This is a genomic window from Paenibacillus sp. FSL H8-0260, from assembly GCF_045040625.1.
GTDB lineage: Bacteria > Bacillota > Bacilli > Paenibacillales > Paenibacillaceae > Paenibacillus_AQ > Paenibacillus_AQ odorifer.
In genome coordinates this window covers 631,632-657,037 of sequence record NZ_CP150298.1, presented here as the reverse complement: position 1 = coordinate 657,037, position 25,406 = coordinate 631,632, and the positions used below count along the sequence as shown (strand labels likewise).

Sequence of the window (25,406 nt, the reverse complement as noted above, 5' to 3'; positions counted from 1 at the left end):
CAACATTGCAAATGGTCCTTTCTATTCAGCCGTTGTATCTGATGCACCATACTCTTCAATATTCAGTTTCACTTCATAGGTAATCGGAATCTCACTAAAGGTTTCATCCCAGTTATCCTCTACGCTCCGCCATACGGCTGGATGTTGAATACGCAAAGCGTTGCCGAAACCTGCAACCTCTGTATGCAGCTCCTTCTGCATTTTTTTCACAGTGACCTGAAGCATGTCTAAGACATGCTTCTCCAGCACTGCTTTATCCTCCTTTACAATGCCGTCATGTAACTTCTTTGCACTCTTGGCAAAAGCCTCACCATATCTCCCCGTAGATTCTATTTTCACATGAAAAGAGATCTTCCCATCCTTCACATTAGCTTTATACTTACTACCCAGAGATTTGATTTCATAGGTAATGAGCTTATTGTTAGACGGGTCGTATGCTTTGAGAGCACCCCCCTCTCCCTTTCCAGTCAGCCAGACCATACCTTCCAGCTCCGATGCATCTAAAAAACCAACGAGCTTTCCCGTTTTCCCTTTAATTACGCCTGCTCCATCCAGCTTTGTCTCCTTCTCTTTTTCTAAAGAAATCACATTCTGCAACATGAAACTTCTTTTACCATGCAAAGGACCCGCCACTTTAGCTATTGAAACCGGCTCCCATATCCTCGTGCTCCGACTTCTATTCACAAAAATCCCCTCTAATACAAATGAAGGGGTTTGGCCGGGCAGCGCATTTTCCAATACATCTCTGGCTTTTCCCTTGCTGACATATAGTAGAACACTGGGACGGATATCGTTATCCCTGCTAAAGAAATCAATTAATTCAGAAAACTTGGTGGAGCGTGCAAGCTTCTCACCGATCACAATGACCTTAAGGTGATGTCCGATTGGAGTACGTCTAGTACGCAGTGAGAGTGCCCGTAATGCTTCAAACATAGAATCACTTACTTCACTCATGTTATAGTAATTTCTGGTTGAGGATGAGGCCGCACCAGACTTCATACCTGACCCTCCCGAGCCTTGAGGAATCGCAAACTGATAAGTACTCATGATTTGTTTAGGCATGGGCTTCCCCCCACCTCCTTGCTGAGTAGCCTCTTCATTCTCGTTCTGCTCCGCACTGTCCAGGGCAACACCAATCTCCATACTTAACTCCTCAACAGGTGTACTGCTCCAGCAACCGGTCAACAGAATACATACTATAAGAAATGTAATCGACACTCTCCATTTTTTCATGAAGCCGCCCTCCGGAAATGTGCGATGATCAATAGCGGCAATGGAATTAATCCAAATAAAACGATCATCCAATTACCTACGACTGTCCCTAATGCAAATAGAGCATTCACATTTGGTGGCATTCTGGAAACTAGATAGGCTACTGGAAGTATAGCCAATAAGCAGCTATTAAATCGTTTATTAAATATTTGAGAAACTCCCAAAGCAGCAGCATAAATAGTGATGCAGAAGGTGCAGAAAATTTGCATAATCCAGATTACCAGCAGCAGCGATTCAAACCTCTCAAAAATAAGATAATTCACCTCAAAGCTTCTCACTAGATCAAGAAATGGCCAAGTTCTTGTGACCACTCCATCTATAGAAAACGCACCAATAGTCATTACAACAGCTAAAAGATAAAAGAACGTTGATATACATGATCCAGCAATAATTACCTTTACTGCTTTTTGTGGCTTATCCATAAAAGCAACAACGAACAGCATCGCTTCACCAGCAGTAAAAGTCAGAATGGTTGGCCTGATGCCCTTCCATACCGGTCCTAAACCATCTCCAAGGAAAGGCCGCAAATTATCGATATCGAAAACTTCAATACTAAGCAAGCATACTCCAACAAAAACTGTCCAAGTAATCGGAACAATCAACCTACACATGCTAGTGATAGCATTAAGTCCTCCTCTGCATAAATAGAAGGCTATCCAAATAAACACAGCAACAATAGCCCAAGGAGGGGTTCCCTCCAGCAGAAAAAAAGAGGTCACTTCCTGTACGGAACGTGCTTCAAAACTGGCTATACACAGAAAATAAACAATCACTAATATAGAGAGCATCACTCCAAGTGGCTTGCCAATGATTTTCCCGCTAAATTGAAAAATAGTTTGACCTGGAAACCGTTGGCTAAGTTTCACTATAATTAAACCCGTTAAAAAGGTAATTACTCCCCCTAAAAAAACGGAGATCCACACGTCTGGAGTTTCACTCGCCTCTACAATCGTCCGAGGAAGTGTAAGTATCCCTGCCGCAATAGTATAATTGGCTAATATGATCGTCGCTTGAACAGCAGTAATTCGGTCCTTCACCTCGGTACTCATATTCGCTTCCTCCTTTACTTCGATCTCTCACCCTTTGCGTCGGGGGTCCTTCGGCTTCAACAGCGTAGGGCGGCCTGTTAGAAATTGCAGCGGCATACGGAATATAAAATCTTTCCAATCCTTAATCTTATACGGGATAAACATGCCAAGATAAGGCATGCCAAAGCTTTTTAGCTTGATTAAATGGGCACTGATGAAAAGAAAGAATAACACCACTCCATATAATCCAAAGACTGCTGCAAAAAACATGGCTACAAAACGGAGCATACGCAGCGTCATTCCTGCACTATACATAGGGATGGTGAAAGAGGAAATCGCTGTAACTGAAACAACGATAACTAGAATAGGACTCACGATTCCTGCTTCTACCGCGGCTTGGCCGATGATCAGACCGCCTACAATCCCCATTGCAGGACCGATAGGTTTAGGTAGCCGGAGTCCAGCCTCCCGTAATATTTCAATCGAGGTCTCCATGATTAAGGCTTCGATTAATACTGTAAAAGGTACACCTTGGCGGGAGCTGATAATTGATATGGCCAGCTTAGTCGGAATTAATCCTGGCTGGAACGAGAGGAAGGAAATATATAGTGCCGGTGCAAACATTGATATCAATGCGGCGAGAAAACGCAGTAAGCGCACCAACGACCCCACCATCCACCGATCGTAATAATCCTCTGGGGATTGCAACAGCATCCCGAAGGACACGGGCATGATCAAGGCAAAGGGTGTGCCATCCAGCAGGATAGCTACTCTCCCTTCCAATAACGCTGCCATTACGCGGTCAGGTCTTTCCGTATTCTGAATCTGCTGGAATGGCGTGAAGCTATTATCTTCGATTAATTGCTCCACATAACCAGATTCTTGCACATCATCTATATCAATCGTCCTGATTCTTCTTTTGACTTCTTCGACCAGTTCATCATTCGCGATGTCCTTGATATAAGTTAGAACCAGATCCTTCTTCATCCTCTTGCCTACAGTAAAAGAAATCATGGCTAGCTCTGTGCTCTGCCCGTGTCGGCGCAGTAATGCCGTGTTATCACTTAACGTCTCATTAAATCCGCTTCGAGATCCCCGCAAGACAGCTTCTGATTCAGGCTCTTCTATCCCTCTTGTGTTCCCCTTCGGGGTGCTGAGCACAATAGCCTCCGGTATCCCTTCTACTAACAGCACTACAGAGCCGAACAACACCTTTTGAAGGGAGAGCTTCACATCATCTGTAAACTCAACTTCCGAAATAAGCACGATCTCATGAATGAGAATATCTTTTAGATCCTTTGCTTCCGGTATCGTATGGGGATCCTTAAAAACCTTATAGGCATTCATTAAAGGCTTCAGAATATTCCGATCCATTTTATCTTTATCTGTCAGTCCATCTACAAATATAAGGGCCGCTTGCAGCTTTATACCTCCGATACGTAACTCCCGAAAACTCACATCATGCATATCTGTGCTCATCTCTTTAAATCTTTGCAAATCCTCCCGAAATTGACCGCTATAGCTTGCTCCTGTAGAAGATTCTTCACTGATTCCAACAGAATCGTCCGCCTTAGCAACCTTTTTCGTATTGCTAGAACCTAGAGAGGCTTCTCCGTAAGGAACACCCCCGCCTATGCTGCCGGCAGCTTTTTTTGCTCTAGTACTTATCGTATCTTCCTTTACATTAGCCCAACTCATCATCCGGATTAGAATAAACGGAACGAAAAAGATCATAATAGCTTGGAAAATCACACTCCATTTAGGAATTATCTCTAGAATAATATTCCACACCCTCATCACCTCCTTTATAACTGTGTTCGTATTTTTTACCGAAGATGGGTAAATCATGCACGCAAAAAAGACCCCACAATATGGAGTCTCCCTAATTTCATCTTTAAAATTATCGCCTTATGCTTGAAGAACCTTGTTCAGTATGCCTTGGTAGGCTGCTTTCGGACGCAGACCGACCAGCTTTTCCACAGGCTGCCCCTCTTTATATACAATGACTGTAGGCATCCCCATAACACCCGCTTCTCCAGCCAAATCCGGCAGTTCATCACAATTCACCTTAACAATAGAAACATCGTCTCCGTATTCCTGGTGAAGATCTTCCAGAACAGGCAGCAGCACCTTACAAGGGGGGCACCATGGCGCACCATAATCCACCAGTACCGTTCCTCCACCACGTATTTCTGACCGCACCCAATCCGCACTATCGGCATTTATAATAGACATTTGCCATTCCTCCTCATATTTTTCAACACCAGCAGTACTATTCCAAGTTCTCCAGTGGACACGTTCCCAACTTGCTCTCATCCTGCTCCTGCAGAATAGATGCCATTCGTTCTTCCAAATTTCTCTTGATCTGATTCAGCTCTACAAGCTGACGTTCAATATCTTCCAATTTACTGCGGTATAGTGGCATCACTTCTGCGCAGAAAGCTTCTTTGTTCTTCAAGACACAATGTAGAAAGCCCGCGATCTGCTCTGTCGACAGACCCAGGTTCAAATATAGTTTAATCGTTTCTACCGTCTCTACAGCAAGTGAAGAATACTCCCGATATCCGTTGGCCTGACGGATCGGCGAGATTAATCCTTGACTCTCATAGTAACGAAGTGAACGGACGCTTACGCCCGTCAGTTTAGCAAGCTCACCTATTTTCATAGCATTCTCCCCGGGGTTCATGAGAATTGTTCTACACCAGTATAAACCCTGACACCAATGTTAGAGTCAACAAAAAAAATCCAACCGCGGCTAACCCGCAGTTGGACTCGTGTTTTATTTTACAACAGGTATATCCGCTTATATCCTATAATAATCCTGCCGCCCAAAGTCCACCTCTAAGAATCATCTGGCGAAAGGGCTCTACGGAAAATGACGGCAAATGATGACCAGGCATTAAATAAACAACCCGGCCTAGACCAAAATCATGGCACCAAGCCGCCTGTCTCATTGCCCCATCATGAGGATATTCCATAAGCACAGTTGTTTCGAAATAGGGATGCTGCTCAAAATAATAAGGCTCATCATCGATCACAAATTCTTCGATCCCCTGCATAATGGGATGCTCCCGTGCCGGTATGGACATCTGGAGCGAAGTGAATTCTGGATGATGAGTGAAATGCGCTCCCAGCATAGCGCCTAGCTCCTGATTACGCTGTAAGGAGATTCCGTTATGTACCACTAGTAATCCACCACCGTTAGCCACATAGGAGAGCAATGCGCTGCTTTGTTCCGCCGGTATTTTATCATCGGAGAATTCGGTATAAGAGATCACCAGCTTGTAGTCAGATAATGTTTCTTTATTAAGCAGCCCATAATCCTCCGAGGAGAATACCTGCAGGTCATTGGCAAGGATCTGCTCAATCTCCCGGTCTACTCCCGCAAATGGGTGATATTTAACCTCCGAATAACTTCCGAGTGCCAGTGCTTTTAGTGTAGACATCCTATCATCGCCTTTCTTCGTGTAGTTTTTTTGATTACGGGAAGCCCATCTACCAAGGCCATGTATTTCCATCCACGTCAAGATAGGCCGGCTCATCCCCTAGATACTTTTTATACTCCATAACCTGACTTATAATCTGGTCTGCAGACACATCGGGTGAAATATCGGCTTGCTCATTTTTTTCGCCATGCATATAAGTCTTCATCCAGCCGGGGTGAAACACCATCACTTGACCCCCAAGCGTCTTTAGATGATTGTGCATCAGGGAGGATTGCATATTGAGAGCCGCCTTAGACATGCAGTAGCCGTACATGTTAATACGTTTATTTCTGCCAATGCTGCCCGCTTCCGAAGAAATATTAACAATCAATTTATCCTTACTTTGCAATAAAAGTCCCATAAGTGCATTGCTGACTCTCAACGCGCCTAGTGTATTCACATTATAAATCTCCGCCATGCCCTCATCATCCATATCCACCAGCATCGTAGCATCATCTGCGGAATGAATAATTCCGGCATTATTAATAAGAATATCAACATGCACAGTTCTGCTGGCGATAGCCCTTGCTGCCTGCTTTACACTGTCCTTACTACCAATATCGAGTGGAATAAGTTCCAGCTGTTCCGGATACTCCTCTTTAAGCGCTTTCAATTCATCTGTATCTCTCATGTATTGTCCAGCAAATACTGAGAACTGTTTCTCTAAAAGAGAGTGCACAAGAGACAATCCGAGACCCCGATCAGCTCCAGTCACACATGCGACTCTGTTCATTCTTATCAACACTCCTACCTAGTAAGGATTATTGAAGCAAGTTGTCTTCCTTTCACCTTAGCATGCCGTCCTCTTTTTTTCAACGCGCTAAAATGAGGGTTTAGCCATCCTTGGATTAGCTGCTCCAGAATCCTTTTTGTTTTAAATTTAATATATGTTACAATCATGATTACAGGTTGTTAACAACACAATGGTTAGTAAAATAACGATCCCAGGAGGGTGATATCTATGTCTATTCAACAACTTCATACATTGGAAGATCTTGAGCAGTATGTGGCTAAACCTGGCAAGAAGCTGCTGTTCAAACACAGCACTACCTGCCCGATTAGCGCCAAAGCTAATGAAGAATTCCAGGCTTATCTAAAGGATGCGGATACTGCAGCAGCAGTAGTTCTAGTCATCGAGGATCGTCCAGTTTCCAATCAAATTGCCGAGGATTTCGGGATTAAGCATGAATCTCCACAGCTCTTCCTGCTTGAGGATAATGAGGTCCGCTGGAACACTTCCCACTGGAAGATCACAAGAGATGCTATCAAAGAGGCTGTGAACCAATGAGCCAGCAAGTGATTGTTTATTCAACAGCAGGCTGCAGCGACTGTAATCTGGTCAAACAATATCTTACGGAGCAAGGTATCCCTTTTGAAGTAAGAGATGTTATGACTAGCACCGTCTATCAAGAGGAAGTCGAAAAGCTTGGTTTCATGGGTGTTCCTGTTACTGTAGCAGGGGATCACGCCACCAAAGGATTCAATCTTCCCGAGCTGAAAGCACTTCTCGAAGCTGCTCAGTAATTCATTCGTTTAATTATTTAGCACTTGATATATGCTTACAAAAAAGGGGATTCCAGCAGCCACTCGGCAAGGAATCCCTTTTTTTCATTGTTCTAAAGCTTAGGGTTCCTCACGCATAAGATTTGCCACGACCAGTACATCTACATTTCTGGCCGAACGCAAAATCTGTTTAGTGACATCCCCGCGTAGCCATTTGCGCACCCATGAGCGTTGGGACTGGCCGATAATAATCTGTGTGCTCTGTAAGGCTTGAGACCTTTCAAGCAGCAAGGAAGACACTCGTGCCGGGAGCACGTTAGGAATCATCTTAAACGTTCCACCCAGTCGTTCCGTCAATTCTTTCAAATCATTAATTCGTTTATCGTAAGAAGGCCCGCTCTGCTTATATTCCTGTACGTACGTAACATACCAGCAAGCTTTTAGACGATAGGCAATCCGAAAACCGCGCCGAATCAGACGTTCCGCATGATCTCCTAAGGTGATGCACACATAGATCACTTCCTGCCGCCGCCAAGGTCCCCGCAGCGACCCGACACGTTCCCAGGCCTCCAGACGTTCATCCACATCATCAGCAATTTCCCGCAGCGCCAGTTCACGGAGGGCGATTAGATTGCCGATTTTGAAAAAAGCACCCAGCGCCTGATCCACTTTGGTCATCGCATATATTTTTCCATCCTTCATCCGCTCTTGCAGTGTTTTGGGGGATACATCGATAAGTTCAACTTCGTCGGCCCGTTGCAGAATGCTGTCCGGGAAAGTCTCTCTAACTCTAACTCCGGTAATTTGTTCTACTGCATCATTCAAGCTTTCTAAATGCTGAACATTCACTGTGGAGATTACAGAGATCCCCGCATCCAATAACTCCATAACATCCATATACCGCTTCTTATGCTTGCTGCCCGGCATATTGGTATGTGCCAGTTCATCTACCAGTACGACCTCCGGATTACGCTTAATAATAGCTGCCGTATCCATTTCCTCAAGGACAGTCCCCCGATAGTCAATGCTCAGTCGCGGAAGGATCTCCAGATCACCGATCTGTTCAAGGGTTTCTTTACGTCCATGCGTTTCTAGTAGTCCAATAACAACATCGATCCCTCTCTTTAAGAGATCATTTCCTTCTCGCAGCATCTTATAAGTCTTGCCCACCCCGGGAGCAGCACCAATGTACACTTTAAATGTGCCCCCACGAATCGCATCGATTTTATCCTTTACTTCCTGAGTGCTTAATCTGTGATAGGCATCAGCTTTCCGCTCATTTCGGCTCTGCCGGGTAGGAAGAACACGTTCTCCCTCACGCTCAGCACGATCAGCCACGAAAAACACATCTACTCCGCGGATTTGCTTTAACAATGAGTTAGCAATCGAACCCTTCCACAGCTCCTGCCACGCCGTTTGCTTAGAGTGACCCATAACGATACGGGTAATATTATGCTGGATGGCGTATTTCACTAGAAGTCCCGGAATCTCCCTCTTCGAGCGAAAAGAAATCTCCTCCATCGAGGCCCCAATCTTCTCAGTCAGCTTCCATAGGGATCGCTTGAAGGTTGCTGCTTCCTTAGAGGGCGTCAGGCCCTGCTTCCAGAAGGATACCACCGCCAGATCTCCGTTTAACCGTTTAGCGATTTGCTGCCCACGGCGGATATGAATCGAGCCATTCCAATAATACTGTGCGGACACCAACACTTTTTCGGCAATCCCCGAAGCCCCCAGCAATCCTTGCTCCTCCCGATGCTTCTCCAGCGAACCATTAACATCCTCCGCAACCATTCTCAGCGCCAGCTCCCGCAGCTTGCTTAGATTCCCTTTGTTAAAAAGCGAAGTCCGCTGCTTCTTGCCCAAATGTCCTTCGGACAAACGTTGAAGTATCTTTTCCGGAGTCACATCAATTAGAACGATATCATCTGCAAGGGTGAGCACTTCCGCAGGCAAGGAATATTCCACCTCAATCCCCGTCCACTTCCGCGCAAGATCTGCTGCGCCCTCCAGCTCGTATACGTTTACAGTTGTGATGACACTAATTCCACAGCCCAATAAATATTTGATATCCTCCAGCCTAGTTGATCTCTCCGCACCCTCGCGATTATGATGAGCCAATCCATCGGTCAGTACAACCTCTGGATTACGCGCCACAATGGCCTCCACGTCCAGATCCTTCTTCTCGATCTCCTTCTGAAACCAATGAATACTTGGAATCCGTTCCAAGTCACCCAGCTGATCCCTTGTTTCTGGACTTTGGTTGGTTGAAACCGCACAGATTACAACATCGATGCCCTGTGCTTTCAGCGCCTGACCCTCACGCAGCATCTGATAGGTCTTGCCTGATCCACTGACCGGACCTATATAGATCTTCAGACGTCCACGATGCAGCTCATAAATAGAGAGCAGCAGTTCCTCCGGCGTCTTCCTCCGATATGTTCCCATCAAGACCACTCCTTAATAACCCGTTCATCCATTCACTCTTCTATGCCAGAAAGCAAGATATCCCTGACCCAGTTTGAACAATCGGGCAGGGATATTAGCTATATTTATTTGTTCGTTAATTTCTGCAGCTCCATGTTCAGCTTAAGAACATTTACCCGCTTTTCACCAAACAGCCCTAGATCGCGACCTTCGGTCTGCTTATTCACTAACTCTTCCAGCTGCGCGGCTGGAATCCCAGTCAAATTACTGATCCGGGGAATCTGCACAATTGCCGACGCAGGAGTGATATGCGGATCAAGACCTGAACCCGAGTTGGTTACTAAATCAACCGGCAGCTTGTTTACAGGCACATCCGGATTATCAGGCTGCCACTGTGTGATGGAATCCTTCGTCCGCTGCAGCATATCCGGGTTGGATGGGCCGTAGTTATTGGAGCCTGAGGCTTCCGCTTTATAATCAATGCTGGATACACGGCCATGGAATAATGCCGGGTCCGTAAAGCTTTGCCCGATGAGTTCTGAGCCCACAACTACTCCAGCGTCATTCTTCAGCTGACTGCCGTTCGCTTGCGATGGCATCAGAACTTGAGCAATCGCTGTAGTAGTCAGAGGATAAATCACTCCGCAAAGAACAATAAACACTAGACATAGCCGTAATATAATAAAGAAATTAGCACCCTTCGATGATGACAACTGTTCTTCAGCGTCCGCAATCGATTTTCTGTTATTCACGATGCTCTCACCCTTTCAATGATTAGTCAATCCGTTGTTAAATCCATACACTTACGAGCAAATCAATAAGCTTGATGCCCGCAAAAGGAACGACTACTCCACCTAAACCATAGATAAAAATATTACGTCCCAGCAGCTTCGTAGAACTCATCGCTTTATACGAGACACCTTTCATAGCCAATGGGATCAGCAGCGGAATAATAATCGCATTAAATATTAATGCAGATATAATTGCCGAGCTAGGTGAACCCAATCCCATGACATTCAGGGCTTCCATTTCAGGAATGGCGAGCATGAACATTGCCGGAATAATTGCGAAGTATTTAGCGATATCATTCGCAATACTGAACGTTGTCAACGCGCCCCGCGTCATCAGTAGCTGTTTACCAATAGCTACAACCTCAATGATCTTCGAGGGATCGGAGTCCAGATCAACCATGTTTGCTGCTTCCTTAGCGGCTGTAGTCCCACTGTTCATCGCTAAGCCCACATCAGCTTGGGCAAGGGCAGGTGCGTCATTCGTACCATCACCAGTCATTGCCACCAGCTTGCCTTCGTTCTGCTCACGGCGGATAACCGCTATTTTATCCTCAGGTGTACTCTCTGCAATAAAATCATCTACCCCTGCTTCACGGGCAATAGTAGCTGCGGTCAGCGGATTGTCCCCTGTACACATGATAGTCTTGATTCCCATTTTTCGCAGCTCATCAAACCGCTCTTTCATGCCTGGCTTAACTGTATCCTTTAAGTAAATAAGTCCATAAATCCGGTTGTCTACCGCAACAGCAAGCGGGGTCCCCCCCATCCGAGCGATAGCATCGGAATTACTGTCGAGGTTCGCGGGAATGACTCCGCCCTTCGACTGTACCCATTTCTTCACGGAATCGACTGCCCCTTTACGAACAGATCGTCCATCACGCAGATCTATACCACTCATCCGGGTCTCAGCCTTAAACTCTACGAACTCTCCGCCTTCAGCAAGTTTGCTGTCATAGCTGCGTTCCAGCTTCTTAGCCAGCTCAATAACAGAACGTCCTTCCGGAGTCTCATCCTTTAGCGAACTAATAGCTGCCCAAGCCGTAAGCTCAGCTTCCGTTTCATCTCCAACTGGCACAAAATCACTCGCCATCCGGTTTCCGAAAGTAATCGTACCGGTCTTATCTAGAATCATTGTATTAATGTCGCCGGCAGCTTCAACGGCCTTCCCTGACATAGCAAGGACATTAAACTGTGTGACGCGGTCCATCCCTGCTATCCCGATAGCGGAGAGCAGACCCCCGATTGTGGTCGGGATCAGACAGACCAGCAAGGCGATCATAACAGGAATATCTAGATCAACGCCCAGATAAGTCGCAATTGGCCGCAAGGTCACTACTACAATCAGGAAAATCAACGTCAGACTGATCAAGAGTGTATTTAGTGCAATTTCATTGGGTGTCTTTTGACGTTTCGCCCCTTCAACGAGGGAGATCATCCGATCCAGGAATGACTCACCGGGGTCACTGGTAATTTTGACTTTAATCTCATCACTGACTACCCGGGTGCCGCCTGTGACTGAGCCAAAATCTCCGCCGGCTTCCTTAATAACAGGTGCAGATTCACCTGTTATTGCAGATTCATCTACGGAGGCCAGCCCTTCAATTACTTCACCATCGCCAGGGATAAGTTCTCCCTGACTGACGATGACAATATCTCCTTTACGAAGCTCGGAAGAAGAAACGGTCTTCACAGACCCTCCAACGAGTTTGTTAGCTGTGATATCCTGTTTCGTTTTCTTGAGTGAATCCGCCTGGGCTTTCCCGCGGCCTTCAGCCAGCGCTTCAGCGAAGTTGGCAAACAGCACTGTGAATAGCAGAATGAACAACACTGTGATATTGAAGCCTACCGATTTCTCTGCATTAAAATATCCGGGGGCCAGTACCATAAGCAATACAATAATCGTACCGATTTCGACTACGAACATGACCGGATTTTTGATTAACGTCACCGGGTTAAGCTTAATAAAGCTATCCTTTATAGCGCTTAGGAGTATGGGTCCCGTCAGCAGCTTTTTTCTTTTTACAGTACTCATCTTGTTCTCCCTCTTCCTACCGTAAGGTCAAATATTCTGCAATCGGGCCGAGCACAATGACCGGCAGAAACGTCAGCGCACCGATAATTACTACGGTACCAATCAGAATTCCGGTGAACAGACCATTGTCTGTGCGGAATGTGCCAATCGTCTCAGGAACTGGCTTCTTCTGGATCAGTGAGCCTGCAACTGCCAGCATCGCGATTATAGAGACATAACGGCCAAGCAGCATTACGATCCCGGTTGTAACATTCCAAAAGGTGGTGTTGTCCGCAAGCCCTTCAAATCCTGAACCATTGTTCGCGGCAGAAGAGACATATTCATATAACACTTGGCTAAGTCCATGGAATCCGGGATTCGTGATGGAACCGTTGCCCAAGTCCGTTAAGAACGCACCTGCTGTTGGTACAAGGATAATGAACGGATGCACAAGGATAGCAATCGCAATTAGCTTCATCTCCTTGGCTTCTATCTTTCGCCCGAGAAACTCTGGTGTTCTGCCAACCATTAGTCCACATAAGAAGACACCCATGATGGCATACATCAGCATATTGATTAGTCCGACACCTTTTCCCCCGAAGACATTGTTGAGCATCATTAGGGCCAGAGGGGTAATGCCACCCAGCGGTGTCAGCGTATCATGCATATTGTTAACACTACCTGTCGTAGCTGCCGTTGTTACCGAAGTGAACAACGAAGATTGCGGGATACCAAAACGTACCTCTTTACCTTCCATGCTGCCTTGCGAAGACTCGATCCCCAGCGCATTGATAGCTGGATTGCCTTTGGTTTCCGCATAATAATTCAATCCCAGCAGTAGTACGAACAAGGTCATCATTGCTGTGAAAATCACCCAGCCCTGACGTTTGTTCTTAGCGAACAATCCGTACATATATGGCAGAGAGGCTGGCAGCATCCACATAGAGAGAATCTCCAGCACGTTCGTAAGTGGATTAGGGTTCTCGAAAGGATGCGCTGAATTGGCTCCGAAGAAGCCGCCACCATTCGTACCTAAGTGTTTAATTGATTCCAAAGAAGCGACTGGACCGATAGCGATTTGTTGTGTCTGCCCTTCGAGTGTAGTGACCTCAAGCGATGGCTTGAGCGTTTGTGGCACATGCAATCCTACCAGCACCAATGAAACTAGCAGAGCTAATGGAATGAATACACGAATATGTGCTTTTACGAAGTCCTCGAAAAAGTTCCCGACTGATTTCTGTCCTGTAATCCCTCTGACAAAAGCAACCGCAACAGAAAATCCGCTCGCTGCAGACGTGAACATCATCATCGTGATGACTGCCATTTGTGAAAAATACGATAGTCCCGTCTCCCCGCTATAATGCTGCAGGTTCGTATTGGTCATAAAGCTGATCACCGTATTGAATGAAAGCGTCTGTTCCATATCGGCAATTCCATTCGGGTTCAGCGGCAATCCCCGCTGTAATCTCAGAAAAATATAACTGAAAGCAACCAGTACGATATTAGTTAAAACAAAGCTGAGTGCATACTTCTTCCAGGACATTCCGTCCCGTTTTTTCAGGCCGATCAGCTTATAAATACCTTTCTCTGTGCCTGCAAACCAGCGATCCGTACGATTCGGTTCGTTAGAAAATACATGATATAAATACGTTCCCATCGGCTTGACCAGCAAGATGAGAATTACAATTACGACGACTATTTGCAAAATGCCCATGAATGCCCCTCCTTAAAATTTCTCAGGATGAATCAACGCGTAAACCAGATATAAAAACAACAGTAGGGTAACAGCGATTACTAGAATCACAGCTTATCCCTCCCCGTATCCTCAACTACACCTGCGCACCAGCGCATAAAGCCATAAAATAACCCGTAAATTACAGCTAACGAAGCCACCATATACAGATCCATCATATCTTCCGCACTCCTTCCATTATCCTTGATGAGGTGATCTATCGATTAGAAAATCAGCATCACCACTATGGGAATAGATTACATAGCTCGCACCAAGTCTTTTATAGACCAATCTAGGATTTATTGAACTTGTAATCACAAAAATCGGCTGTGTCGTCCAGGTACGGCACATCTGAATATAGCGGCAGCAAAGCGGAAAGCTGCTCTCAAACAGATATACCCTGCCTACCGGGAACGATGGGCGAAACCAAGTGCTCTGATGGCGGGTATCCACTAGAATAACCTGCTCAATCCCGAGCTCCTCAAGTAAAGCTTTCTCAGCCACATTGTTGGTTAATCCCGCCATCTTAATACCCCTGAACTTCAGAAGTTTAATGAAATGTTCTCCCGCCTTTGTAGGCGCACATACAAGCACATATTCATTCTGATCCGTCATCTTTTTTTCTCCTCCTGCTCATTTACAACAAGGAGGCAACGAAAATCTCCGAAAGGATGTTGACCTATCGTCATTTTCGGGCACAACCTAAAGCTCGGTTGTGTCACGTCATTAGACGCTGCCTTACAAATACCGCTAATGATGAATTTAGCGACCTCTTAGGGGAGGCCTCCATAAATGCTTTGCTTCTAAGAGCACAGCAAAAAGCCACAAAGGATCTCCTCTGTGGCTCGCTAGCGGTCACATTGCACTCATCCTCTCTCCATACGCTTACGAGGTTAGCTGTCGGATTCGGGCGGTGAGAGTCGCCCTACCTGTATAGATGCGAGCTCACTCACACCCTCTACAGGATTCACCCCATAATCTGCTTCCGACTCTCACATCGGCTGCCGATTGTTGGTTCCCCCGCTTTCCTTACCGGAAATTAAGCGGATCAAATATTCGATTGTCGTTGAAACAGGAGTAATCATACTCTTATGCACGAAGACTTGTAAAACCTGAATGATGCCAAAATAATGCAAATTAAAAACTATTTTCCCATTAGATAGCGCTTACTTGATATCTAATCTCTCTATATCTCTTGTTTACTCGAGTTTGGAGCGTTTAATCGCTATCTATAACCCATGTGATTTTATTCACCTTTTTAGAGCGAAAATACTGCAAATTCCCATTATAGGTAGAAACGCAAGAAGCTGAGGCTGAGCGAGAAAGAGGCGCGATAACACGCCATAAATACCTATTTACCTCGTTTTTCAGTCGTAGTCGGCAGGATATGGTTAAAATTGCTCTAAAAGAACATTTTCCGTTTTTTACAGAAAATCTTGAAAAGAGTATGATTCGGGTTGAATCTAATTCATGAAAAACAATCAACGCTGAGTTCCTGCATTCGCAGGGAACGGGGGAACCATCAGGCCACCTGGCCTACTTGGGGTGAATCCAAAGGAGACTGCATAAGTCTCAATAGGTAGGGCGACTCTCACCGTCCGAATCCGACAGCTAACCTCGTAAGCGTAAAGAGAGAGACCCTTGATCCGCCACGCTTTGGCCCAGGTATATCTGCCTGTAATCCAAAACCGCAGCAGAGGTCCTCCTCTTGCTGCGGTTTTTGCGTTACCTGAGCTTATTAGGTGATAGCACGCTGGATGGAGTGAATGTTTTGAAGCACTATTATTTAGGGATACATCAAGGGCTGCTTGAGCCGATAAGTCTAAATTACGTTTGTTTCGGGGCCTTGTGGTTCGAAGAACATAATCACAGGTACATTGTAGGCTATGCATTTGGCCAGAACCAGATCCAAGCCCTTCGCCAGTTCAGCACACCTTCTTCTTGTAAAGACTGTTTAGACTCTAAGATTGTATATGAGATATATAAAAAAATTCGAGAACAACAGCAGCAGCAGGATTGGTCATCGCACCAAAAGCTCCCGTGGTTTACAGCCTTCAAGGAGCCTTGGAAAGATGTAAGCGCCGGTTGGTATGTCTTGAGATCCCGCAGCACCTTTCCCTTACATCTATCTGTTATACGAAAAGAGAAGTTCCGACTATGGCTAGAGCATACCGCAGTCTGTGAGAATAAAATGGAAATGCTCGCTTGTGTAGAAAGGGCTAGTGTCACTCATCATGTAGACTTAAAGCTTTTGGAAATCTAAGGAGGAACCCTACTATGGACCAGCGCAGACTATCCCGCATTGAAGTATTTGTATTGGATGAACCCGAGCCTATTCACTATGGAATGGAAGGGGCTGAAGGCTGCCGTTATGGTATTCTGAAGCTCACCTGTAAGGGAGGCTGCAGTTGGGGGGCTTGTCTGATCTCTGCCAACACCAAAAATTTCGATCTCATTAAATGGAGTTCTTTTTTACGGGCCATCTGTCATTGCCGTCTTGAAGAAGCGCTGGATAAGGTCCGCCGCGAAGGTTCAGATTGGGAACAGGTTAAGCTTGAGCTAGTTCAGGGTGCTTTGCAGGATTTAAAGGCCAAGCTCCAGGGTAAATCCTTGGCAGGGCATATTCAGCAAGGGCGTCTGTACAGTGTTGCAGCAGGGGGGAGCAATTCCAGAAGTGAACGGCTCTACTACAAGCCTTCAAAAGCTTTATCCACTGCCTCCCAGCAGAAACACAGTTGCCCGGAACCAGACACCGCCGATCTTATCAATAAATCCATCTCTTACTTTTCTATATTATAGATTCAAGCAAATCTCTCAATCTGAAAGGATCGTGTTCACCATGCCTGACCCCTTACCTCCCGAGTCCACCTACAGTACTAAATTTGCAGAGTGTGTTCAAAAGTATACTAATGAAGTCTACGTACTTAGTTCCATGTTGTTAGAACAATCTAATGAGGCAGACAAGATTACTATCCGCACCTTCACAGAGCTTCATAAAATATATCGTCAGGATGATTTTGATCCTCAGTTATTCTCTATCCACGCTTACCGCACTTGTATTCACCAGTGTGCTGATTCTTTTGCCCGGCGCTCCCTTCTATCGGCTAAGGCATTACCTTGGGAGGAACAGCTTGTGAAGGTCATGTGGTACGGCCTAAAGCTGCCTCTTTCTCAAATAAGCATTATTCTGCAAAAAAGTGTTCCCGCACTGAAAACACAGCTTAGAGCTCTACGGGAGCAGATGACCACCCAAACGGATATACTAACGAGCGCAAATCTTTCTATAATTTAGTCACTGACAAGAATTCAGACAATCTTTAAGCGCATGAAGCATCTAACGGACTCAGGAGCCTTTAATTGAAGCTTTTCCACAAATATAGCCGGCGTTCGGACTCCAGTAGAAATCCCGAGCAGTGAACGTCTCGGATCGTCTTAAAGCAAGCCCTAATCATCTTCCACCAAGGCTTACGGACCCAGATGACGTTATTTGCACGTTTATCGCCTTTTGAGCATAGTATCGGACTCCAGTGCAACTATTTGGTTAAAAGAGCTACTGATTCACCCTTTTTCATGCCAATAGCGACTATAGTGTCCGATATCTTGCCAAATCTCGATGATTGCTGCATTTAAGTGCTGCTGGGTCCGTTAGCTATATCAGCTCGTATACAAAGAGATTGCCAACTCAAAAACGGGGATATCCCAGCAACCATAAACGGCTGTTAGGATACCCCCGAAAACTCAGTGCTTACTATTACGCTTTACTCTTACGCGCCTTACCGTACATCCACAATCCCGCCAACATCCCCACTATAGCAACACCAGTCAATAGACCTTGAACAAAATCCATAAAAGTGGAGCCATCCGGAAGCATTCTACTAACCGTAGCCAGCGATACCGAACTCATTAAAAGCATAATGGTATATTGTTCGCTTGTAGACATCATTAGCACTCCTTAAAAGTTATATGAGGTCATCTTAGATCTTGTAAGCTTTCATTGCTTTTCTAATTTCTTTAATACTTGGGCGTTTGCCGTACATCAGTACGCCGGTACGATAGATCTTGGCTGCCAGCCATCCGAAGATGAAGGTAGTCACAAGCAGGATCAGCAGCGATACAATGACTTGCCAGATCGCCACCTCGCCGACACCAATTCGGAGCAGCATCGTCAATGGTGAGGTGAAGGGCACATAACTCGCTATCTTAACCACTAGAGTATCTGCATTGGAGATACTGAACAGTGGAACATAGAACGCTACGAAGCCTAACATCATGATTGGCATTACCGCCTGACCGAGATCCTCCGTACGGCTGACAATCGAACCTACAGCCGCATACATCAAGGCATAGAGGAAGTAACCTAATACGTACAAGACAAATCCATAGAGCAGCAAGTTAATATTGAGCTGGCCTAAATCGAGATCAAAATCAGCCAATACAGTCGCATTATGCGGGAGCGTCAAATTGACGACGATCGCTGCGACAAAGATCCCAATTTGCAATATTCCTACTAGGAAAACACCGATAACTTTACCGAACATTTGCGCTAAAGGTGAGGCACTTGTAATCAGAATCTCCATAATCCGCGAGCTTTTCTCAGAAGTTATCTCTGCGGCAATCATGTTGCCTGTCATCATAATGGACATAAAGAACAACATAAGCATGGCATATACGATAATGTAGTTAATGGCTGGAGTGTCCTCCTGAGAGCTTTCACTGCCACCGCCTGCGTTAAGCTGTTGTGTAGTAATCTGCACAGGCGTTGACATTGCAGCAATCTGTTCAGAGGTCAGCTTGTCGCCAACGATGAATTGTGTGTTTGCTTGCTGAAGTGCATTTTGGAGATAAACTTGCACATCTCCGTTTAGTTCCCCATCATTACTATGATAAGTAACGGGTGGAAGCCCTTCACCAGTAGGTTCCGCAAAAGTAACATAACCTTCTACGGTCTCTTCATCTAATGCTTTCTTTAACTCGGCATCCTCCGCAGAAGCATATTGTACTATCTTAGCCTGTGGCATGCCCTCTGGCGCAGTATAAGCCTTCAACAATTCTGCAACCTGATTTCCCTCTTCAGCAATCACAGCAATTTGAGTAACTTCACTTTTGGCCGAATCACCCTTAAACTGATCGATGATATAGGGAAGATTCATCCCTATGCTGAGCAATAATACTAGAATCAAAGTAGTAATCATAAATGATTTCGTTCTAACTTTATTTTTAAAGGTAAAGCCGATAATTGTCCCCATCTTATTCATTAGATTCACCCACCGCTCTGATAAAGATTTGGTTTAACGTAGGTTCCTTGATTTCAAAATGCTCCACTTCACCCTGTGCTATCGCCTGCTGTAAAATACGCTGTGCTGCACCGATCTCACTGATCGATAACAGATACCCACGCTCCAGCTGTTTAACTGCTGTAACACCTGCGATGGACTCCAAACCTTTTACCTCATTAGCTGTACGCAGCAATACTTCTTCCCGCGGGTAGCCATTCTTGATCGTGCGGATATCCCCTTGAACGACCGTATTGGATCGATCGAGAATCGTAATGTTACGGCATAGCTCTTCCACATGCTCCATCCGGTGCGTAGAGAAGAGGATACTTGTTCCCGAATCACGTAATTCTTTGACCGTATCTTTCAGCAGCTCCACGTTTACTGGGTCCAGCCCGCTGAAAGCTTCATCTAGAATCAGAATCTGCGGCTTATGAACGACAGCGGCGATAAAGCCCATTTTTTGCTGATTTCCTTTGGAAAGCTCTTCTATTTTTTTATTGTAATAATCCGGAACCTCGAATCGATCCAGCCAATAGCGCAAGCTCTTATCTGCATCACTAGCTGACATCCCACGCAGGCGGGCCAAGTAAACGATTTGATCGCTGATCTTCACCTTAGGATATAGTCCACGTTCTTCGGGCAGATAACCCATAAGTTGCTGCAGTTCACTGTTGAAAGGTTTTCCGTTATACAAAATCTTGCCCTCATCAGGGTAGATTAGGCCGAGCACCATACGCATCGTGGTTGTTTTCCCCGCGCCGTTCGCCCCCAGTAATCCGTAAATTTCCCCTTTACCTACGGTTAGGTTAATTCCGTTTACTGCGGTTTTTTCTCCATATTGCTTAACTACACTTTCCAGCTTTAAGGCTTCCATTTCTCTAGTCCCCTCTCTTGTGGTCAATTAGAATAGGACGATGACCCTGTGTCCATAAACTTAATATTTCGTCCAGTTCCAAACTGCGGCTCTTGATAACCTTTACGCCCAAGTCATGAATGCGTTTCTCGTTTTCAGAAAATTGTTCTATGATAAAAGAAGCTACACCCGGTGTATCCATGGTAAAGTGCAAGCCTCCTGGCAACTCAGCCGATAACTCCGCAAGCTCCTCTTCATCCGCAGCATTCACCCAAACCTCGGTCCAAGCACCGAACAGACTGTCTTTTTCAGCCATACCCAGCAGTTCTCCCCGATGCATAAGGACGATATAATCCGCCAGCCGTCGCACCTCATCCACAATGTGTGTGGAGATGATAATCGTTGCGTTGTGCTCATCCATATATTTACGAAGTGTCTCGATCATAATCTTCCAGGCAAAAGGATCAAGACCCGATGAAGGTTCATCCAATAGCAGCAGACTTGGCCGTGCCGCAAGTGCTGCAGCAATTTCGAATTTCCGGCGCTCCCCTTTAGACATCTTCGAAAGTCTCATATGATACGGAACCTCAAAGCGATCCATCAGCTCGTGAAAATACTGATCGTCCCAATTTGGATACCAATACTTCCGAAATCGTGCTGCCTCCTCTGCATTCCAGTGGTTCTCCTCAGTAATTGACGTTTCAGGAACATAGGCAATGGTCTGGCGAAGCTCCAGAGACAACCCGCTATCATACCTGTTCTCGAACCAATATATCTCGCCTTCCTCTGGATTAGTCAGCTGCATCAGCAGATTCAGCAGCGTGCTTTTGCCGGATCCATTCTGACCTACCAAAGCTGTAATATATCCTTTAGGCAGATTCAGGGTCAGTGGCCCTATCGTCTTGTTTCTCCGCCGTTTAAGTACATTCCGCAATTCTATAGCCATCTGTACCATATGAGTAAGCGCCCCCTCTCAATCCTTTTCTCTATACTTGCGTTCTACAATCTCCATAAAAATCTGTTCAAGTTCATCCTTGCTGCAATGTACCGATCGGGCGATATCCACTGCACTTTCAAGTGCTTTGCCAACCGTTTCACGTTTATATTCTTCCATGGCTCCGTCACCTACATGGGATACAAAGGTACCTGTTCCTTGTCGCGTTCGCAGCAAACCTTCGTTCTCCAGATCCTGATATACGCGCCGCACTGTAATTACACTGCATTTCAGATCTCCTGCGAACTCACGAATCGAGGGCAGCAGCGTACCTTCTGTAATGACTCCGCTAATGATTAATGATCTAAGCTGAGTCTCTATTTGATGATAGAGGGGCTCTGCACTATTTTCGTTGATTTGTACCGGTATCCACATTATTTACACCTCGCCTTCCACTCTAGCGTGCTAGAGCGCAGTCCTTGCCATTTCCGATTTTTTATATGAGATTGCGACTTTTCAGCCGATGTATAGTCCATTTAGAGAATAACTGCACAGATATTGTTCCCAGCAGTAGTGACCCCCACATGATCGGAGATAACAGCCCCCACTCCTTCGAATAGGAGATACTGTATAAGAACAAACTGCCTCCGCCCAGTGTAACTAAGAACGATGTTGCCCACGATAAAACTACGATAAGCAATGTTAGCCATAGATAAGCTTTGCCGCTAAAAAGATATTCAATAAAAATATATAGACCTGAGACCATGAATCCGAAGCCAAGCCAAGTAATCGCAAAAGCTATGTACGAAGGAACCGCCAGCTCTGCCCGGAAATTCTCTCCTAACAAGTAAATAATAACGAAGAATAACGTACCATTTAGAGTAAAGGAGCCCACACCCTGAAGTTTCCTCCGCGATAATATTACTGCAGCTGGAATCGGTAAAGTTCGTAAGTAAACCAACATTTTTGTGTAAGAATCTTCACTCCAATATTTCATGGAGCGGCGAGAGAATGTTAATCCCAATAAGGGGATAAAGGAGAGAAATAAGAAATCCGCTAGCATCGTCCGATCCTGCTCACCTAGTACATCATTTGCTATCAGGCTAGTCAGTCCACCAAGATAACTCATAAAAACAACTGTTATTACGAGGGTCCCTAATATTTTTAATTTGTCTCCGCGAAAATCAGAGCGCAACATAAACCATGAATCTTTTAATGTTCTCATTAATGCTAACCTCGCTTTACAATGTCTTCAGCGTCTAGCAGAAGCAGGTGTTCATATCCCTGTGCTTACTGTATATATCTATATACACAGTATATGACCTTAATTTTACATTGTCAATCCTGTAACTGGAAATTATTCAAAAGAAATAGGAGGTTTAAGCAACCTCATACTTCAAGCTTATGAAGACACTCTCAGACGTTAGGTAAAGCTTATTTGTTAGGATTATCTACAACGAGGGGGAATTGAGGCAGAATGCTACGGGGCGAATATAACTGGGATAATTGAGTTTATTAGATAATTCATTCTGGAAATGAAGTAGTAAGAGCTCACTCTTGCTTCTATGTAACGCGTTGGTGTGAAGTGCGTTATGGAGGCGAGTGCCGGAGCGGATACTGGTTCGGGTTAGTATGCTGGTGCGGCTGTGGTGCTGGTTCGGGGGTATGATGCGTGCGCGGCGGATGGTGCAGTTCCGATTGTGTGATGCGTGAGCGGCGGATGGTGCAGTTCCGATTGTGTGATGCGGGTATTGCGGATGGTGCGGTTTCGGGGGCGGGGTGCTGATTCGGCTGCTGACTGGTTCAGGTTTCAGGTGTGGAATGCTAGTTCGGCTGCTAGTGCAGTTTCAGGTATGGGATATGGGCGACTGCCGGACGGATTAACATTAGGGAAAAACTCCCTAAAATCTGCCCAACCGAGCTTAGATTATTAGTTTTTAGGGAAATCCTCCCTAAAAATTCAGCTATTACTCCGTTATTGAGCTAAATCCATTCACTTTTAGGGAGGATTTCCCTAATTATGGCCTTTTTGAGCTATTTCCGTTCATTTTCAGGGAGGTTTTCCCCAATTATATCTTTTTCGTGCTAACTTCGTTCAATTTCAGGACAGATCCCGAAGCTCTACAAACCAAAATAAGCCCATCACCCGCAATCCCTACTCAGGAACATGCAGATATATAGGCTTATTTCATAACTATTTACGGTTCTGCTACTTTAGTGCTGTTCATTCGCTCAACGCACTAAACTCTGTGCTCTATTCAAGCACTTATTTTACGCACCCAAAATAACTTCCCACACCGGCTTGGTATGTCCACCTGGATACAAAACATACAACAGCACGTACACCATAACGCCTGTAATCGCTGTGATAAACCAGATTATGGATGTCACTCTGCCCCACTTACGGTGCTTGGAATACTTCGCCTTGAAACCAAGCGTTAACGTAGTAAGTCCGAATACCGCAGCTACGGTTGCCAGAACGATATGGAAGATCAAAAACACTTGATAAATTGTCTTCAGTTCATCCGGTCCACCCCATGAGGTATTTCCCACAAACAACGTTCTCGATACGTAAACAATAAAAAACAGCAGCGCAGCGATAGCGGCAGCAATCATCGTTTTCTTATGCGCCTCGCGTTTGCCCTTGATAATGAGCCACCAACCTATAGCCACCAGCACCGCGCTGATCACGATGAATGACGTACTAATAGTCGGAAACACTGTGAAAATATCCATGATTCTCCCCCTCGGCAGTCTACCAGTTATGCACGGTTCAAGTTGCTCTCCTGAAGTGTTGAGGATGGCGTCGACAATTCATCGTCGTCTTGTCCGTTCTCTTTTTTATACCAATGATAGAACACATAAGCAAGCATAGAGGCAAAAATAAATTCCTGAATGAACTTCATCGCGATGCCTCCCACCTGTTGGTCCACCTTAGGCGACATCATTTCAAAGAATGCAGGACCTCCAAAATTCTGAAGTAAAACAGAGGGGTCACCCGAGATACAATAGCCCATAGCACGCGCCCAAGTCTCTGGATCACTGTAAGTGGCGTAGAGCGGATGATCGGCAAATATAATCAGCCCGCAAGCCGGCGTCAGCAATACCATGTTCAGAAAAATAAATCCAATCTTCCCAAGCCCACTCGCCATACGATGTTCCGGCAGCGGATTAATCAGTGTCCACCACATTAAAGCAGAAGTCAGGAACAAAACAATGTAATAAATACGATGAACAGTAAAATGCAGCATCACATAATCATGAATAACAGGAATATGGTACAAGGAAAAAAGTCCGTTAAACAATAGAGCAGCTACTACCGGATGAGCTAAAAAAGATAACCGCCGAAGCGGATTCACCTTTAGTATCCTGCGCCATATAAAATCTGGAATTCCAAGCATAATCAGCGGCACCGCTACCAGATAAGACAAGGCCATACTGACCATGTGGAAGGAAAACATCATATGCCCTAAAAGGCTAATGGGTCCTCCTTGTGCCAGGTAAAGGGCAAGCATCCCACAGACAAATAACGCTCTACGCCAAAATGGCACCGTTATTGAATCGGCATAACGCCCAGCAATCGGACCAATCCACACAAAATAACCTGCTGTCAGCAGCAGCATTACCGCTAGAAAAAGCGGACTCCATAGTTCAGCAAAGCTAAAGTATTCTAATCCCAGCATAATCCCAACCTCCTAGCGCAGGAATTCATATATCTAAACATCAAAAAGAGGGGGCATCGCAGCCCACCTCTTTCATTATCGTCCGTTAATTCCACCAAACCCAATACAGCGACATAACAATACAGGTCCCAGCGATAAAGAAGCCACCCAGCATGAAGAGAATCGGCAGAAGATGCCCTTTATCTTTTAGATGCATCCAGAAGCCCATCTGCACAATGACCTGAAGAACAGCCATTACCAGCAGCAAAATAATCGCAAAGGTTGCATTTACGCCCCCAGCCGCAACAGCAGCGAAAGCAATCAATGTTAAGACAATGGAGAAAATAAAGACAACAATATGTTTCTGTGGTCCTTCATGCCGATGACGTTGCTTATACCCGCCGCTATCTGGCATATGCTGATCCGTCGTCATAG

The 25,406-nt window shown here is 45.4% G+C and carries 27 protein-coding genes and 2 riboswitches; of the genes, 5 read left to right on the top strand and 22 right to left on the bottom strand.

The features are described 5' to 3' along the window. Positions 1–21: 21 nt before the first annotated feature. The 7 genes from MHI51_RS02910 to MHI51_RS02880 all read right to left on the bottom strand — a co-directional run bounded on the left by MHI51_RS02910 (position 22) and on the right by MHI51_RS02880 (position 6,518). Positions 22–1,233 carry a Ger(x)C family spore germination protein gene (locus MHI51_RS02910; RefSeq protein ID WP_076310501.1) on the bottom strand — a complete coding sequence of 404 codons (1,212 nt, stop codon included), beginning with the start codon at positions 1,231–1,233 and terminating at the stop codon, positions 22–24. After that, entirely contained in the window at positions 1,230–2,321 is a 1,092-nt protein-coding gene (locus MHI51_RS02905; protein WP_341001047.1) for a GerAB/ArcD/ProY family transporter, read from the bottom strand. Before MHI51_RS02905 ends, MHI51_RS02910 begins: the two co-directional genes overlap by 4 nt. Positions 2,322–2,348: 27 nt before the next feature. Continuing rightward, positions 2,349–4,097: a spore germination protein gene (locus MHI51_RS02900; protein ID WP_341001044.1), complete on the bottom strand. Its 1,749-nt coding sequence runs from the start codon at positions 4,095–4,097 to the stop codon at positions 2,349–2,351. A 111-nt stretch (positions 4,098–4,208) separates the two neighbouring features. Further along, on the bottom strand, positions 4,209–4,535 hold the full coding sequence (locus tag MHI51_RS02895) for a co-chaperone YbbN (protein ID WP_076124458.1): 327 nt from the start codon (positions 4,533–4,535) through the stop codon (positions 4,209–4,211). 37 nt (positions 4,536–4,572) lie between these two features. Next, the gene (locus MHI51_RS02890) at positions 4,573–4,965 is read right to left on the bottom strand and encodes a MerR family transcriptional regulator (protein ID WP_076185170.1); all 393 of its coding nucleotides are present in this window, start codon (positions 4,963–4,965) and stop codon (positions 4,573–4,575) included. Between the two features lie 145 nt (positions 4,966–5,110). Further along, the gene (locus tag MHI51_RS02885) at positions 5,111–5,746 is read right to left on the bottom strand and encodes a ThuA domain-containing protein (RefSeq protein WP_405173561.1); all 636 of its coding nucleotides are present in this window, start codon (positions 5,744–5,746) and stop codon (positions 5,111–5,113) included. A 49-nt stretch (positions 5,747–5,795) separates the two neighbouring features. Then, complete coding sequence (locus MHI51_RS02880) at positions 5,796–6,518, bottom strand: SDR family NAD(P)-dependent oxidoreductase (protein WP_341001040.1); 723 nt, start codon at positions 6,516–6,518, stop codon at positions 5,796–5,798. Between the two features lie 228 nt (positions 6,519–6,746). Between MHI51_RS02880 and ytxJ the strand changes: the two genes are divergently transcribed. Next, entirely contained in the window at positions 6,747–7,073 is a 327-nt protein-coding gene (gene ytxJ, locus MHI51_RS02875) for a bacillithiol system redox-active protein YtxJ (RefSeq protein WP_042123836.1), read from the top strand. Then, positions 7,070–7,309, top strand: a complete 240-nt coding sequence (locus MHI51_RS02870) for a glutaredoxin family protein (RefSeq protein WP_076124465.1) — start codon at positions 7,070–7,072, stop codon at positions 7,307–7,309. Before ytxJ ends, MHI51_RS02870 begins: the two co-directional genes overlap by 4 nt. Before the next feature lie 99 nt (positions 7,310–7,408). On the opposite strand, the gene MHI51_RS02865 is transcribed toward MHI51_RS02870, so the two are convergent. The 6 genes from MHI51_RS02865 to MHI51_RS02840 form a co-directional block, all read right to left on the bottom strand. Further along, positions 7,409–9,733: a histidine kinase gene (locus MHI51_RS02865; protein ID WP_076185175.1), complete on the bottom strand. Its 2,325-nt coding sequence runs from the start codon at positions 9,731–9,733 to the stop codon at positions 7,409–7,411. 104 nt (positions 9,734–9,837) lie between these two features. Then, positions 9,838–10,425 (bottom strand): potassium-transporting ATPase subunit KdpC, encoded by a 588-nt coding sequence (kdpC, locus tag MHI51_RS02860; RefSeq protein ID WP_405174034.1) that lies wholly within the window; start codon positions 10,423–10,425, stop codon positions 9,838–9,840. A gap of 76 nt (positions 10,426–10,501) precedes the next feature. Then, entirely contained in the window at positions 10,502–12,535 is a 2,034-nt protein-coding gene (kdpB, locus tag MHI51_RS02855; protein WP_341001036.1) for a potassium-transporting ATPase subunit KdpB, read from the bottom strand. A gap of 16 nt (positions 12,536–12,551) precedes the next feature. After that, on the bottom strand, positions 12,552–14,228 hold the full coding sequence (gene kdpA / locus MHI51_RS02850; protein ID WP_076141854.1) for a potassium-transporting ATPase subunit KdpA: 1,677 nt from the start codon (positions 14,226–14,228) through the stop codon (positions 12,552–12,554). Positions 14,229–14,240: 12 nt separating this feature from the next. Beyond that, entirely contained in the window at positions 14,241–14,318 is a 78-nt protein-coding gene (gene kdpF, locus MHI51_RS02845) for a K(+)-transporting ATPase subunit F (protein ID WP_076116927.1), read from the bottom strand. Positions 14,319–14,444: 126 nt separating this feature from the next. Then, complete coding sequence (locus MHI51_RS02840; protein WP_076124472.1) at positions 14,445–14,861, bottom strand: hypothetical protein; 417 nt, start codon at positions 14,859–14,861, stop codon at positions 14,445–14,447. A 251-nt stretch (positions 14,862–15,112) separates the two neighbouring features. Further along, positions 15,113–15,302, bottom strand: a riboswitch (cyclic di-AMP (ydaO/yuaA leader). Between the two features lie 419 nt (positions 15,303–15,721). Beyond that, positions 15,722–15,886: riboswitch (cyclic di-AMP (ydaO/yuaA leader) on the top strand. A gap of 68 nt (positions 15,887–15,954) precedes the next feature. On the opposite strand from MHI51_RS02840, the gene MHI51_RS02835 reads away from it, so the two are divergent. From MHI51_RS02835 to MHI51_RS02825, 3 genes are read left to right on the top strand one after another with little or no spacing between them, the layout of a single operon-like run. Further along, positions 15,955–16,509 (top strand): hypothetical protein, encoded by a 555-nt coding sequence (locus tag MHI51_RS02835; protein ID WP_076218887.1) that lies wholly within the window; start codon positions 15,955–15,957, stop codon positions 16,507–16,509. Positions 16,510–16,523: 14 nt separating this feature from the next. Next, on the top strand, positions 16,524–17,045 hold the full coding sequence (locus MHI51_RS02830; protein ID WP_051490930.1) for a hypothetical protein: 522 nt from the start codon (positions 16,524–16,526) through the stop codon (positions 17,043–17,045). A gap of 40 nt (positions 17,046–17,085) precedes the next feature. Further along, positions 17,086–17,538, top strand: coding sequence for a hypothetical protein (locus MHI51_RS02825; protein ID WP_076124475.1), 453 nt, complete (start codon positions 17,086–17,088; stop codon positions 17,536–17,538). Positions 17,539–17,997: 459 nt separating this feature from the next. Here MHI51_RS02825 and MHI51_RS02820 read toward each other — a convergent pair whose 3' ends face one another. The 9 genes from MHI51_RS02820 to MHI51_RS02780 form a co-directional block, all read right to left on the bottom strand. After that, on the bottom strand, positions 17,998–18,189 hold the full coding sequence (locus tag MHI51_RS02820; protein WP_139332130.1) for a hypothetical protein: 192 nt from the start codon (positions 18,187–18,189) through the stop codon (positions 17,998–18,000). Positions 18,190–18,220: 31 nt separating this feature from the next. Beyond that, entirely contained in the window at positions 18,221–19,501 is a 1,281-nt protein-coding gene (locus tag MHI51_RS02815; RefSeq protein WP_076124479.1) for an ABC transporter permease, read from the bottom strand. Beyond that, positions 19,494–20,396 (bottom strand): ABC transporter ATP-binding protein, encoded by a 903-nt coding sequence (locus MHI51_RS02810; RefSeq protein WP_076218889.1) that lies wholly within the window; start codon positions 20,394–20,396, stop codon positions 19,494–19,496. Before MHI51_RS02810 ends, MHI51_RS02815 begins: the two co-directional genes overlap by 8 nt. Before the next feature lie 4 nt (positions 20,397–20,400). Beyond that, positions 20,401–21,330 carry an ATP-binding cassette domain-containing protein gene (locus tag MHI51_RS02805; RefSeq protein WP_076124480.1) on the bottom strand — a complete coding sequence of 310 codons (930 nt, stop codon included), beginning with the start codon at positions 21,328–21,330 and terminating at the stop codon, positions 20,401–20,403. Positions 21,331–21,348: 18 nt separating this feature from the next. Then, the gene (locus MHI51_RS02800; RefSeq protein ID WP_076124482.1) at positions 21,349–21,744 is read right to left on the bottom strand and encodes a GntR family transcriptional regulator; all 396 of its coding nucleotides are present in this window, start codon (positions 21,742–21,744) and stop codon (positions 21,349–21,351) included. A gap of 61 nt (positions 21,745–21,805) precedes the next feature. Then, a complete protein-coding gene (locus tag MHI51_RS02795) occupies positions 21,806–22,534 on the bottom strand; it encodes a hypothetical protein (protein ID WP_076124484.1) in 729 nt (242 codons plus the stop codon). Positions 22,535–23,580: 1,046 nt separating this feature from the next. Then, entirely contained in the window at positions 23,581–24,045 is a 465-nt protein-coding gene (locus tag MHI51_RS02790) for a DUF420 domain-containing protein (RefSeq protein ID WP_076124485.1), read from the bottom strand. Between the two features lie 26 nt (positions 24,046–24,071). Then, positions 24,072–24,992 carry a cytochrome c oxidase assembly factor CtaG gene (gene ctaG / locus MHI51_RS02785; RefSeq protein WP_341001028.1) on the bottom strand — a complete coding sequence of 307 codons (921 nt, stop codon included), beginning with the start codon at positions 24,990–24,992 and terminating at the stop codon, positions 24,072–24,074. 85 nt (positions 24,993–25,077) lie between these two features. Beyond that, positions 25,078–25,404 (bottom strand): cytochrome C oxidase subunit IV family protein, encoded by a 327-nt coding sequence (locus tag MHI51_RS02780; RefSeq protein ID WP_036682505.1) that lies wholly within the window; start codon positions 25,402–25,404, stop codon positions 25,078–25,080. Positions 25,405–25,406 lie beyond the last annotated feature (2 nt).

Coding starts and splice junctions, on each gene's coding strand:
- MHI51_RS02815 (WP_076124479.1), bottom strand. CDS start 19,501: ATGAATAAGATGGGGACAATTATCGGCTTTACCTTTAAAAATAAAGTT.
- MHI51_RS02840 (WP_076124472.1), bottom strand. CDS start 14,861: ATGACGGATCAGAATGAATATGTGCTTGTATGTGCGCCTACAAAGGCG.
- kdpA (WP_076141854.1), bottom strand. CDS start 14,228: ATGGGCATTTTGCAAATAGTCGTCGTAATTGTAATTCTCATCTTGCTG.
- MHI51_RS02805 (WP_076124480.1), bottom strand. CDS start 21,330: ATGGTACAGATGGCTATAGAATTGCGGAATGTACTTAAACGGCGGAGA.
- MHI51_RS02830 (WP_051490930.1), top strand. CDS start 16,524: ATGGACCAGCGCAGACTATCCCGCATTGAAGTATTTGTATTGGATGAA.
- MHI51_RS02795 (WP_076124484.1), bottom strand. CDS start 22,534: ATGAGAACATTAAAAGATTCATGGTTTATGTTGCGCTCTGATTTTCGC.
- MHI51_RS02905 (WP_341001047.1), bottom strand. CDS start 2,321: ATGAGTACCGAGGTGAAGGACCGAATTACTGCTGTTCAAGCGACGATC.
- MHI51_RS02865 (WP_076185175.1), bottom strand. CDS start 9,733: ATGGGAACATATCGGAGGAAGACGCCGGAGGAACTGCTGCTCTCTATT.
- MHI51_RS02895 (WP_076124458.1), bottom strand. CDS start 4,535: ATGTCTATTATAAATGCCGATAGTGCGGATTGGGTGCGGTCAGAAATA.
- MHI51_RS02900 (WP_341001044.1), bottom strand. CDS start 4,097: ATGAGGGTGTGGAATATTATTCTAGAGATAATTCCTAAATGGAGTGTG.
- ytxJ (WP_042123836.1), top strand. CDS start 6,747: ATGTCTATTCAACAACTTCATACATTGGAAGATCTTGAGCAGTATGTG.
- MHI51_RS02885 (WP_405173561.1), bottom strand. CDS start 5,746: ATGTCTACACTAAAAGCACTGGCACTCGGAAGTTATTCGGAGGTTAAA.
- MHI51_RS02890 (WP_076185170.1), bottom strand. CDS start 4,965: ATGAAAATAGGTGAGCTTGCTAAACTGACGGGCGTAAGCGTCCGTTCA.
- MHI51_RS02880 (WP_341001040.1), bottom strand. CDS start 6,518: ATGAACAGAGTCGCATGTGTGACTGGAGCTGATCGGGGTCTCGGATTG.
- MHI51_RS02800 (WP_076124482.1), bottom strand. CDS start 21,744: ATGTGGATACCGGTACAAATCAACGAAAATAGTGCAGAGCCCCTCTAT.
- MHI51_RS02825 (WP_076124475.1), top strand. CDS start 17,086: ATGCCTGACCCCTTACCTCCCGAGTCCACCTACAGTACTAAATTTGCA.
- MHI51_RS02870 (WP_076124465.1), top strand. CDS start 7,070: ATGAGCCAGCAAGTGATTGTTTATTCAACAGCAGGCTGCAGCGACTGT.
- MHI51_RS02910 (WP_076310501.1), bottom strand. CDS start 1,233: ATGAAAAAATGGAGAGTGTCGATTACATTTCTTATAGTATGTATTCTG.
- kdpB (WP_341001036.1), bottom strand. CDS start 12,535: ATGAGTACTGTAAAAAGAAAAAAGCTGCTGACGGGACCCATACTCCTA.
- ctaG (WP_341001028.1), bottom strand. CDS start 24,992: ATGCTGGGATTAGAATACTTTAGCTTTGCTGAACTATGGAGTCCGCTT.
- MHI51_RS02780 (WP_036682505.1), bottom strand. CDS start 25,404: ATGACGACGGATCAGCATATGCCAGATAGCGGCGGGTATAAGCAACGT.
- MHI51_RS02790 (WP_076124485.1), bottom strand. CDS start 24,045: ATGGATATTTTCACAGTGTTTCCGACTATTAGTACGTCATTCATCGTG.
- MHI51_RS02810 (WP_076218889.1), bottom strand. CDS start 20,396: ATGGAAGCCTTAAAGCTGGAAAGTGTAGTTAAGCAATATGGAGAAAAA.
- MHI51_RS02820 (WP_139332130.1), bottom strand. CDS start 18,189: ATGATGTCTACAAGCGAACAATATACCATTATGCTTTTAATGAGTTCG.